General features: G+C 50.6%; 11 protein-coding genes and 1 other annotated feature. Of the genes, 2 read left to right on the plus strand and 9 right to left on the minus strand.

What is annotated here, in order from left to right; translation table 11 throughout:
• Together U9M73_RS07920 and U9M73_RS07925 are read right to left on the minus strand one after the other, a co-directional pair.
• On the minus strand, positions 1–669 hold the full coding sequence (locus U9M73_RS07920; protein ID WP_323076746.1) for a hypothetical protein: 669 nt from the start codon (positions 667–669) through the stop codon (positions 1–3).
• Between the two features lie 17 nt (positions 670–686).
• Positions 687–1,280: a CPBP family intramembrane glutamic endopeptidase gene (locus U9M73_RS07925; RefSeq protein WP_260071254.1), complete on the minus strand. Its 594-nt coding sequence runs from the start codon at positions 1,278–1,280 to the stop codon at positions 687–689.
• A 69-nt stretch (positions 1,281–1,349) separates the two neighbouring features.
• Between U9M73_RS07925 and U9M73_RS07930 the strand changes: the two genes are divergently transcribed.
• A complete protein-coding gene (locus U9M73_RS07930) occupies positions 1,350–2,267 on the plus strand; it encodes a hypothetical protein (protein WP_009225851.1) in 918 nt (305 codons plus the stop codon).
• 181 nt (positions 2,268–2,448) lie between these two features.
• Positions 2,449–2,676: a binding site (T-box leader), on the plus strand.
• A 227-nt stretch (positions 2,677–2,903) separates the two neighbouring features.
• On the plus strand, positions 2,904–4,493 hold the full coding sequence (serA, locus tag U9M73_RS07935) for a phosphoglycerate dehydrogenase (protein ID WP_009225850.1): 1,590 nt from the start codon (positions 2,904–2,906) through the stop codon (positions 4,491–4,493).
• Positions 4,494–4,619: 126 nt separating this feature from the next.
• Here serA and U9M73_RS07940 read toward each other — a convergent pair whose 3' ends face one another.
• From U9M73_RS07940 to U9M73_RS07970, 7 genes are all read right to left on the minus strand, one after another.
• Positions 4,620–6,059, minus strand: coding sequence for an ATP-binding protein (locus U9M73_RS07940; protein WP_323076747.1), 1,440 nt, complete (start codon positions 6,057–6,059; stop codon positions 4,620–4,622).
• Positions 6,060–6,776 (minus strand): response regulator transcription factor, encoded by a 717-nt coding sequence (locus U9M73_RS07945; RefSeq protein WP_323076748.1) that lies wholly within the window; start codon positions 6,774–6,776, stop codon positions 6,060–6,062. It lies immediately after the preceding gene.
• 66 nt (positions 6,777–6,842) lie between these two features.
• Complete coding sequence (ccsA, locus tag U9M73_RS07950; RefSeq protein ID WP_323076749.1) at positions 6,843–8,108, minus strand: cytochrome c biogenesis protein CcsA; 1,266 nt, start codon at positions 8,106–8,108, stop codon at positions 6,843–6,845.
• Positions 8,105–9,775, minus strand: a complete 1,671-nt coding sequence (gene resB, locus U9M73_RS07955; protein WP_323076751.1) for a cytochrome c biogenesis protein ResB — start codon at positions 9,773–9,775, stop codon at positions 8,105–8,107. Before resB ends, ccsA begins: the two co-directional genes overlap by 4 nt.
• A gap of 22 nt (positions 9,776–9,797) precedes the next feature.
• Entirely contained in the window at positions 9,798–10,325 is a 528-nt protein-coding gene (locus U9M73_RS07960) for a peroxiredoxin family protein (protein ID WP_260071258.1), read from the minus strand.
• 463 nt (positions 10,326–10,788) lie between these two features.
• Positions 10,789–11,535, minus strand: coding sequence for a pseudouridine synthase (locus tag U9M73_RS07965; protein WP_260071259.1), 747 nt, complete (start codon positions 11,533–11,535; stop codon positions 10,789–10,791).
• A gap of 134 nt (positions 11,536–11,669) precedes the next feature.
• A complete protein-coding gene (locus U9M73_RS07970; protein WP_009225843.1) occupies positions 11,670–12,203 on the minus strand; it encodes a spore maturation protein in 534 nt (177 codons plus the stop codon).

Here is a 12,203-nt window from a genome sequence, read left to right on the forward strand (position 1 = left end):
TTATAAACCATGGCTTTTTCCCCACGGCGAATCGCTTAAGCCCCACCATAACAGATAAATCAAAATAATAACAAAAGCATAAAGAAGCGAATTATAAAACCACCGGGTCATTTTAACACGTTGTGACGGAAACAGCTCCTTGCGTGTTGGCAGCTTGTCCAAATCGGGCTCTACCTCCAACAGGGTAGATAAAGGTCCCTGCGCATTACCAAAATGCTCGATACCATGCAGCGGATGGGAACCCTGCGTTGAGTTGAAGGATGACCGCTGAACCGGCTCTTTGAGTTTAGCTAATGCAGCAACAGCTGCAGATTCAAATTTACCGTCATCCGCCGCCTTCGTCTTGGGAGATCCGGGCTCCGTTGCAGCTTGCAGCGCATCCCTATCCTTCCAAACTGCAACCTCAGATTTACGCGGAATAAGCAGCCGGACCATCGTCTCATCGCCAATGACAGGCTTCTTCTGCACAGGAGTGGTTTCCTCATCAGCGATCAGGGAAAAAGGCTCCTTTTTCAGGCTGCTACGGGGTCGAACAGCGGCATACGTCGACTCGGCATTCACCGCCGCAGGCTCCGGCGTGAGTTCAGCCGTCGCCATGCCGGAGGCCAGATTCCGCGATTGTATGGAAGCATTGCGTTTCATTCGATTTTGCTGACCGTAACGGTCCATTCGGCTCAAATGCTCGTTCATGACTCCCTCCGAAATTTAATCACCATGCCTGATACAAGATCAATCAAGAAGTGACATAAGATCGGCGCCCAAAGCGTCCCCGTTTGTACATAAATAAATCCGAGGCCGTAGCTGCTCGCAAACACCCATGCCGTCGGAATCCAATGCCGAAGATATCGGACATGGATCGCTGCAAACAGGATGCTCGTCCAATACGGACCCAGCCCATACTGGATCGCCCCGCGGAACAACAGCTCCTCGCATACGGCAACAACCGCCGCGATCACGACGATATGCCAAATCGGTCGATGACGGAAGAGCAGGGAATTAATGCCCCCATCATCCATACTTTCCTCCGAGATGAACCGGGACAAGAGCATATCCGCCCCGAACATCACAGCCGCAAATCCTGCTCCCCAGTACACAAATTCGACACTATTCGGGAAATTGAACAGATGAAACGGATTTCTTTTCTGAAATAACAAGATCACAAGACCGATAAGTAATGTAAGCCCTTGCGTGAGATATAAATTAATGAGCAACAATCGATCGTTTAACTGACCGGGGTCGACTTTTTGTATTTTTACATCGCGCAATTTGAACTTTTTCATAGTTTTTGTCAAACCCTGTCCTTTATAATATTTTAACGCATTCAAATCAATATAGTAAGGAGCATAAGTATGATTCGAAAAAATAACACCAAATTTGAAATGCTGTTCTCGCTTGGATTTCTCGCCTTGTTGATTACCGCGTTTGGGACGTTCTTTCTTGGGCTCAATCTCGGGATCGACAAGACGGAAGCCAAATATGCGAATCTCAAAGCAATAACGTTTCGAGAGGAAAACGAGACCTCCTATCAGCAACAGGATTTGGTCACGTTCTACTATGTGGTATTCCAGCCATATCAGCAATTTAAAGAGGACTACCTCACGCTGATCGAAGACATCACCCACAGCTCCAAGCCGGTATCGTCGGACAAGCTGAAGGACATCCGCGATAAGGCTAAAGCCAGCTATGAACAAATTGCCGTACAATCCATCGCCGACTCCTCCCCCTTGCTCAAGGAGGCCCAAACCGACTATTTAAAGAGTCTGAAGCTGTTTGAGGAAAGCATGGACCAGATCAAATCTAAGGCAGGGAACAAGAAAGGCATGGAGCTGGCCAAAATCATCAATCAAGACGAGTTCACCGTGAACGCCAAAAAGTATGGGCTGCAGGCGCAAAAGAAATATTATGCCTCGATGCTGAAATGGACCGCCAAAACCAAAAGCGGCGTTTCTGCTGACTATACATACAAAGAGAACATCGGAACTAAGGAATGGTCCGGTTATTCGCTTGCTGTAAAAAATAAAGCCGTCACCGATATGATGGTGAACGAGCAGCTTTATGTATCCTATTTGCCGCAGGACTTCACGGCCAAAATCGATCAGTTGATCAGCAGCGGAAAAGCCGATGCGCTTAAATTGAACTCCATCGGCTCTATTGTTAAGGTTTTAATTGAAACGGATGCCGTGAAGAGCAAAGAATTTGTAAAATGGAAATCAACGTATTACGCCTCCGAATCGTTGCCGGAGCTGCCGTTCTTTGCGGAGAATTAAGCCATTTCGCTGTCCGCCGGAATCAGACGCTTTTCGACATTAGTAAAATCATAACCAAAATTTCGGACGGATTCAAGTTTGGGCAAAATCCGAACGACAAACACCTAACTTTGTAAAAATGTTCAGGTTGGTGTTGACACTTTGCCAAGGCCCGTGTTACATTATGAAAAATTACATCTCATGAAACACTTTGAAGGAAAGAAGCCTTCGGAAAGCTTCCAGAGAGTCGGTGGTGCTGCAAACCGGCAGCGGAACGAATGGCTTTAGCGCTCCTGAGTCGCTGCGTTGAAATGAAAGTAGGCGCAGCCGGTGAACCCGTTATCGTTCTTGTCAGCAATGACAACTGAGGCTGCTTTCTGCGAAGGGGCAGCGAATTAGGGTGGTACCACGAATAACTCTCGTCCCTTACTACGGAAGTAGTGTGCGGATTGAGAGTTTTTGATTTATTTAAATCCGTTTAAGCGACGCCAACTGCCTTCCAGGCGTCCTTGGGCACCTTGGTTCTTTGGTGCGGTGATCGGACACAGCGTCAATGAAGAAACTCAACCACATCAGCTTATGCTTCCGAAGATAGCAATACTTGCTATCTTTCAAGGAGGCCTTGCTATATAAAACTTTTAGGAGGGTCAAATCATCATGTTTAAAGTTTTAGTATCGGATCCGATCAGCGACTTAGGAATTCAGCAGCTGATGGATGCAGCCGACGTTGAGGTCGACAAGAAGCCAGGTCTCAGCGAAGATGAATTGGTGCAGATTATTCCGCAATATGACGGTCTCCTGGTCCGCAGCCAAACGAAAGTCACCGAAAAAATCATGGAAGCCGGAACCCGCTTGAAAGTCATCGGCCGCGCTGGCGTTGGGGTCGACAACATCGATCTGGAAGCGGCGACGAAACGCGGAATTATCGTCATTAATGCTCCAGACGGCAATACGATTACGACTTGTGAACATGCCTTTGCGATGATGATGGCGCTGGCCCGTCATATTCCGCAAGCCTATGCGAAGACGATCAAAGGCGAATGGGACCGTAAATTCCTTGGCGTCGAGCTGCGCAACAAAACGTTGGGCGTGCTGGGCATGGGCCGGATCGGCAGCGAGGTTGCGAAGCGTGCCAAAGCGTTTGGCATGGATATTCTCGGCTATGACCCTTTCCTTACTGAAGATCGGGCGGAGAAGCTGGGTGTGAAGCTGGCCACCGTGGACGAAATCATCCGGAATGCGGACTTTATTACCGTTCATACGCCGCTCACACCGGAGACGAAGCATATGATCGCCCGTCCTCAATTTGAAGTGATGAAGAAAGGCATGCGCATCATCAACTGCGCCCGCGGCGGCATCATTGACGAATTGGCGCTGGTTGAAGCGATCGATCAGGGGATCGTAGCCGGGGCTGCCTTCGACGTATTCGAGAAAGAACCGCCGGAAGCCGACCACCCGTTCCTTCATCATCCGAAGATCATCGTGACCCCGCACCTTGGCGCTTCTACCGTGGAAGCACAAGAGAATGTGGCTATTGACGTATCCGAGCAGGTGCTCCATATCCTGCGCAACGAACCGTTTAAGAATGCAGTTAATATGCCGCCGGTTGCAGCCAGCGTCATGAACAAGCTGCAGCCTTACTTCGGGCTCGGCGAGAAAATTGGTATTTTCCTGTCTCAATTGAACAATCAGGCTGTCAAAGAAATTCATGTCGATTATGCCGGTGATCTGGCGGAAGTGGATACGCAGCCGCTGACCCGTTACATTATCAAAGGTGTGTTGTCCCGTCATTTCGGTGGCGACGTGAATATCGTTAACTCGATGCACCTGGCGAAGGTCCGCGACATTAACGTAGTGGTATCGCAGGCTTCGGCTACCAAAGGCTTCACCAACCTGATCTCCGTGACGCTCAAGGCTCAGGACGGAGCGGAGCGCCGGGTCGCTGGTACGCTGCTGAACGGATACGGTGCACGCATTGTCCAAATCGACAAGTTCCCGGTTGATGTCGCGCCGGAAGGCCATCTCATCTTCATCTCGCATAACGACAAACCGGGGATCATCGGGCATGTCGGTACCTTGCTCGGGAAGAACGTTGTGAACATCGCCTCCATGCAGGTCGGACGTAAGCTGGTCGGCGGCGAAGCGATCATGGTTCTAACTGTGGATAAAGCAGTAACGAAGGAAGTCCTGGACGAGTTGACGAAGCTTCCGGAAATCAATAAAGCACAGCATATCATTTTCGCGTAACGGCGCGAATCAAGATAACACGAATATTCATGAGGCCGTAGATCAATCATTGTTCCACGATGAACAAGATTTATCTGCGGCATTCAACAAAAAAACATCCCTCTTCGCGAAGGATGTTTTTTGTTATCACGTAGTTTGTCCCGATTCGACAGGAAGCAAGAAATGAAATACGGTGCCCTTGCCGATTTCACTATCGGCCCAAATGGAACCGTGATGGGCTGCGATGATATTTTTGACGATCGAAAGCCCCAATCCCGTCCCGCCGTTCTCACCGCGAACCCGTGCTTTATCGGCTTTATAGAAGCGATCAAAGATATATCGCAAATCTTCGCTCGGAATGCCTACACCGGTATCCGATACGGCTACGTGAAGCTGCTTGCCCATTTCGCCGGTCTCCATATGAGCCTTGACCGTAACCTTTCCTCCTTCCGGCGTATGCCGGAAAGCATTGTCCAGCAGATTGGTCAGCACCTGCTCCAAACGGTCTTCATCGGCTTGCAGCTGCAGCTCTCCGTCTTCCAGCTCCAACACAAGCTCAACCCCGTTATCCTTGGCCCGGACCTGAAATTTACGGTCCACCCGCTCCGCCAATTCACGAAAGTCGATCTTGCGCATGACCATATCCGTATGACCTGCCTCCATCCGGGCCAGGTCCAACAAATCGCGAACCAGCCGTCCCATCCGCAGGGATTCGTCATAAATGACTTGGGCGAGCTCAGCGCTCTCTTCCGGCGAAGAAGCCATACCGTCGAGCAGCGCTTCACTGTACCCCTGCATCATCGAGAGCGGAGTCCGAATTTCGTGAGACACATTGGCCACGAAGTCGCGGCGCATCTTCTCCAAGTTGACTTCTTCGGTTACATCCCGAAGCACGGCAACGGCTCCGCGAACCTCGCCGTCCGAGGACAGCGGCGCCATATGTACGGACCATACGCCTTTCATAACGTGTACATTCATCTTCTGGTCGCTCTCTTGAACCAGCAAACGGCGGAACATCGGAAGCAGCGGTTGCGGAACCATCTGCCCTTCCCCGGCAGAGGCAGGTAAATCCTCCTCCCCATCCTCCGTCAGATCGCCCCAGAGCTGCAAAATCCGATCGCCCGGCGGGTTGGTCAAAATGACGGCGCCCTCGCGGTCCAACGTGATCACCGCATCATTCATGCTCCTTAGCACGCTGGAAAGATGTTCTTTCTCATGCTTTAAGCTGCGAATTGTATTTTCAAGCTCTTCCGCCATATGGTTAAACGTATTTGCCAGTTCACCAATTTCGTCGCTCGTACGCAGGGACAAGCGCGTATCGTACTTGCCCTTGCGCACCGAATCCGCAGCCCGGATCAACTGCTGCATCGGTTGCGTAATCTTCGTGAACAGAAACAAGGCAAAAAACGTTGTGAGCGAAAATCCGATCATCGAGACGATCACAAATAATCGTTTAACCGCTCCAGAGTTCGTAAAGTTCGTATCAATATAGGGCAGCAGGAACAGGCCCATCAACATCAGGACGCAGGCTACCAAGCAAATGATCGTAATCCACAGCTTACCAACGAGCGTTCTCCAGAAGTTCACTTACTTTGGAACCTCCAGCTTGTATCCGACGCCCCACACGGTCGTGATCATGGCGGCGGACTCCGGCGACACCTTGTTCAGTTTCTCCCGAAGCCGTTTCACATGGGTATCCACCGTACGCAAATCTCCGAAAAACTCGTAGTTCCATACGTCCTTCAGCAGCTCTTCCCGGGAAAACACCTTATCCGGCGATACTGCCAAATAATGCAGCAGCTCATATTCCTTCGGAGTCAGGCTGACTTCCTGCCCGTTTGCAGTCACCCGATGGGCATCATGCTCAATCACGAGATGAGGGAACACGATATTGTTGCTAGTTCCGCTTTCCTTCGTCAAATAAGCCGTTGCGGAAGCGCGGCGCATGATCGCTTTAACCCGGTAGATGACTTCACGAGGGCTAAACGGCTTCACGACGTAATCGTCCGCCCCAACTTCAAAGCCCTGTACGCGGTTGATTTCCTCGCCTTTGGCCGTCAGCATCAGTACCGGCGTTGCTTTTACTTGTCTCAATCGATTGCAGACCTCGACGCCGTCAATCCCCGGAAGCATCACGTCGAGCAAGATCAGACCATAATCGTTGGAAGTCGCCAATTTCAGGGCGGTCTCCCCGTCTTCGGCTTCATCGATTTCGTAGCCTTCTTTTTCCAAGTACATCTTTAGCAGCCGGCGAATCCGCTCCTCGTCATCGACTACCAGAATGCGGTTTGTTTGATCTGACATTTAACAACAACCCCTTCATCATCTTACCCAATCAGTTGAGCAGTCCATATGGTATTATTGCCTGAGTTAATCGGTACCCGCGTAGGAGTGCAGCCCCGCTATGATCAGATTTACCCCAACCAGTGTAAACATCACGACGAGAAATCCCAGAACAGCCAGCCACGAAGACTTGAGCCCCTGGAAGCCACGCGACAAGCGCAAATGGAGGTAAGCACTGTAAAATAGCCAGGTAATCAGCGCCCATACTTCCTTCGGATCCCAACCCCAGAATCTGCCCCAAGCTTGCTGCGCCCAGATCATGGCAAATACGAGCGCTCCCAGCGTAAAGATGGGAAATCCGATCGCAATCGCCCGGTAACTGATCTCATCCAAATCATCTGGGTCGATTCCCCGCAGTGCGGGCGATAACGCTGTGCCGAGCGGCTTGCGCAAAATAAATCGGAGCAGCAAATAAAGTACGGTACCAGTTAGTATTGCCCAAATTATTGTATTCAGTTTGCGGCCGGCCGTTTCCCCTCTCATCCAGGAAGGTGCATCAAACAAAGGCTTCTTCATGCCGAGGAACGGCTGAATGTGCTCCGGCTCGCTTTGATGCGGACCAACGATCGGTGGCAGATTATAAATTTCTTTATCTTCTATTGTACTATCCTGCTCCACTTGGGTGTCAATCGTTGTCTGATTTTGTACGAAGACAGCTTCATATCCGGCTGCCCGGAAGGCAAAGACGGATACAATGAAGCCCAATACTATAATAATAGAAAAAAGCGTAAATTCAACCCACCATTTTTGACGGCGGCCTGCCTTATCGGTCGCTTTAAAATCCACGGCCCTTAGCAGGTACATTAACCCTGCTACAAAACCAACGGCAAAGAACGCCTCGCCGGTAGCCGCCAGCGTTACGTGGATATAAAGCCAAATGGAACGCAGCGATGGAATCAGCGGCTGAACGTCCTGCGGGAATACAGCAGCGTAAGCCATAATGATAATCGCCAGCGGGAGTGCAAACATCCCAAGCAATATTTTGCGATAAATGATAAAGACAATGGTGAAGGCCACCATAATCATCATGGACAAGAACGTCATGAATTCGTACATATTGCTGACGGGTACATGTCCGCTATACGCCCAGCGGGTACCGCAATAGACAAGATGCGACAGCAACCCGAGCGAGGAAACGGCAAATGAAATGCGTCCCCATTTCTTCTCATGGCGCTTCGGGTCGCGGTTGCGCCACGTCTTGCCTGTTACGGCCACTACATAAAAAATAAAAGCCGCACAATAAAGCAAAAAGGCCGTCATAAATGCGACTCTGCTGATTTCCAAAAAGTTCATGGATGTTTCCCCCTATTTTCCAATGACTTCTCATCCGCTTCTACACCCATCGATTGGAGGAATGCGGAAACTTCGCGGCGCATGCCAAACCAATTCTTGGTCGTATGTCCGCCCAGCGTCAGCTGTCGGCCATCGACACGCAGCCATATGCGGCGATGCTGCCAGTAAAACCCTAAGACCAGTCCAAGCATTACGATCCCAAGACCCAGCCAAACGAACGGCATTGCCCGGTCAACCCGGATGTTCAAATAACTGGACGCTTCGATAAAGTCGACGTCTTCCATCCCAAGGACATCCAGCCGCAGCTTCGATTGTACGCCCCCAAGCTGCTCGTTAATCGCATCCTGCTGGAACCGCTCCTTGTCAACCTGTTTAGGAAAATAAATGTACTGTGCGCCTTCCTCCGGAAGATCCGGTCCTTTGATCAAAAATAAAAAGGCAGGCGCGTTAGGCTCGCCGGAAATGGATACCGGCTTTCCCTCGTCGTTCAGGGAAAAATCCATATATTTATTTTGCAGCGTTAACCGGTAAGGGCCAACTTCATACTCACGCTGGGGATTTCTCATGTCCAATTTGAATTTACCGTAGGATTTCCCGGTTTTGACATCCACTAAGGCTGGCTGCACCGATCTTAGCTTCGGCGTGAGATCAAAGTCGAACTGATACGCTTGAAGTCCTTTGTAACTGAGCGGATCGTTAACCCGAATGGCATGACGCTTGACTTCGCGAAGCTGCGGCTCCTTCGAAGGATCGTCGCAATCCGCCGTGCATTCATACAGTACGGCTTGGGTCTCAAACAGCTTCGGCACAACCTTGCCTCTGGCTTTAAATTCCTCGGACATTTCGTCCTCGCTGTAATATTCAACCGTAAACTTCTCATTTTTCAAATAAAGGTTCGTTTCGGGAATATGCGTGATTTCGCCTTCAGGGAACCAGTAATGTTTGTCCAGATGCAGACCCGGCAAACCGCGGAACAAGACCGCCAGGAGAAAAACGATCAGTCCGATATGAATAATGTAAGGGCCCCAGCGGCTAAACCGCTGTTTCTCTGCCAGCAAGGCGCTGCCGTCTGTATAAACCCGGTAATGCTTCTTTCGCAACGGTTGGACGGCTCGCTGAACCCATTCCGCGCCATCTTCGTTGATTTCCCCTTGATAAACGATTTTCTGCCGGGTGAGAAATTCCAGGTGCTTGCGCACTTTTTGCTTTGAAAGCGCTTTGTAAAGCGGAAGCACGCGATCCAAGCTGCAGATCACAAGCGACGCCCCGATCATAACCAGCAGCAAAACAAACCACCAGGATTCATACGTATGGGACAAGCCCAGCCGGTAATAAATTTCGCCGATCGTTCCGTATTTGTTCTTGTAATAGGTCGAAGGGTCGAAGTTAATGAAGTTGCTTTCCTGTTCAAATATCGTGCCTAACATCGCACCAATCAGTGTGATGATGATCAGATAAATCGCTACCTTGACGGAGGAGAAGAAGTTCCAGACCCGGTCAATGAAGTTGGGATTGGTCCGCTGCGACCGCCGGGCGACCCCGTCGTAACGCATCTCCAGCAGCCCGCCTTGCTGATCCTCCTCAAGCAGCGGTTTGCCGCAGGCTTCGCACAATACGGTTCCCACCCGGTTTTGGTGGCCGCATTCGCATTTTGTATTTTCGATCACCGATTATGTCCTCCTCTCGCCGTCAAAGCCCCACCAGCTGCTTGATTTGGTCATCCAACGTATCCAAATTCAGCTCGCCTTGATGAATGGAGGTAATTTTGCCGTTCTTGCCGATAAAGAACGTCGTTGGCATCGGCACGATGCCGTAATCGCGCGTTGTCGTATTGTCGGAATCAAATAAAATGGGAAAATCCACGCCCGTCTGCTTGACGAAATTTTGTACGGTCATCTCGTCTTCGCCCGTGTTGATGCCCAGGACGACGACGCCTTGATCGCGCCATTTTTCCCATTGGGCTTGTAATGCGGGCATTTCTTTCACGCAATAAGTGCACCAGGTAGCCCAGAAGTTCAAGACCACCGATTTGCCCTTATAGTCGTCTAACGTATGTACCTGTCCATCCAAACCGAGCAGTTTAAACGCCGGCGGATTCCCGCCTTGTTTAGGTTTATCGGCCTCGCCGCCGGACACTGCGGTCCCGATCGCATATCCGCCTAGGATGACGATCAACAGCAAGATGACGATTTGGATCGGCCGTCTCGCCTTCCCCATAGTTAACTTCCTTTCTATGAAAAATATCATGAAGTGTTGAACAAATCGTGAACACTCTATGAACATTATATCGGAATTCGCCGCAGTTTCAGCCCGGGGAAATATGAATATTATGTGACGCGCTAGAAATGAGGTGAAAATGCGATGAAAGGGCGGTAAGGTGAAAAGATTCGTATGATCCTGCTATCGCTTATAGGCCTTGATGTTGTTTGAACGACGGGTTTGCTACGACTGGGGCAACCGGGCAAAATGTTCTTACGATCGCTGTTGCTCGCGGAATTCTTAATCATAACAAGTTCAAGGTAGAATTCCGCTCACAAAGGCGAACGCTCCGCTTCTCCAGAATCATTTTCCCCTTTTGCCATTCTCCGTATTTTTGTTCAATCTACAAGGCAAGACCTTGACGCTTCGCTGTTCAGAATCGTTCCACCCTGTTGCCTTTCGCCTCCAGTTCACCGCATTTCTAGCGCTTTGGAGTGGGGGGAGTAGTGGTGCGGGCGAGTTTGTAGAGGCTGTCGACTTCTTCTTTGGTCAAATGGCGGTACAGGCCGCGTTTGAGGTTACCCAGAACCAAATCACCAAAGGAGATGCGCTTGAGCCGTGTCACCGGGTGCGAAATCGCATCAAACATGCGGCGCACCTGACGGTTTCGGCCCTCATGAATTGTGATCGAGATGGTTGCGTATTTCTCCTCCGGGTCGATGTCATAGTACTCGACCTCGGCTGGAGCCGTCATACCATCCTCCAACATCACACCTTGCTTCAGCTTGTCCAGCGCCGTACCGTGCGGCACCCCTTTGACCGTTGCGAGATACGTCTTCGGTACATGATGCTTCGGATGCGTCAGCAGATGCGCAAATTCGCCGTCATTGGTCAGCAGCAGTAAACCTTCCGTATCATAGTCGAGCCGGCCTACTGGATACACCCGCTCCTTGATTCCTTTTAAGTAGTCGGTGACGATTTTCCGGCCTTGGGGATCGGAAGCGCTTGTGATGACGCCTTTTGGTTTGTTGAACATCAGGTACAGCTTCTTCTCCGCGCCGATCGGCTTGCCGTCGACGGTAATGACGTCCACAGACGGATCAGCTTTCGTGCCCAGCGTCGTGACGGTCTCACCGTTGACTTGAACCTTGCCGCTTAGAATCAATTCCTCGCATTTACGGCGCGATGCCACACCGGCAGCGGCCAATATTTTCTGTAATCTTTCCATATTTGCATTAGTCACCTCATACACATGATACCCACCTCATGGAAAAATCACAATAGCGGCCCCAATAAACCGCAAAAACCGCCTCATCAGCGAAGGGCTGCGGGCGGTTCACAAACCTAAACGATATGTAGATATTAACCGAATAAGAGCAAGCAAACGACAATCGCTGCGATAAAGCCAACTACATCCGAAAATAACCCCACCTTTAGGGCATAACGTCCGTTCCGGATCCCCACGGCACCGAAATACACCGTTAAGACGTAAAGCGTCGTGTCGGTACTTCCTTGGATGGTGGAAGCAATCCGGCCGATCATCGAATCCGGACCATAGGTTTTGATCAGGTCCGTTGTAAATGCAAGCGAGCCCGTCCCGGTCAAAGGCCGGAGAAACCCAAGCGGCAACACTTCCGGTGGAACATGAAGCCAGGATAGAAAGGGGGTCATCCACCCGACAAAGAAATCGAGCGCCCCGGAAGCGCGGAATACGCTGATCGCCACCATCATGCCAACCAGATGCGGGATAATCCCGATGGCGGTCGAGAACCCGTCCTTAGCCCCGTCGACAAACGATTCGTAGACCGGTACTTTTTTGAAATAAGCATATAGCGGAATAAAGGCAATCATCACCGGTACGGCCCAAGCAGAAATAAGGTTCACCCAATCGAGCAA

This window comes from Paenibacillus phoenicis (assembly GCF_034718895.1).
In the GTDB taxonomy this organism is placed as follows: domain Bacteria; phylum Bacillota; class Bacilli; order Paenibacillales; family Paenibacillaceae; genus Fontibacillus; species Fontibacillus phoenicis.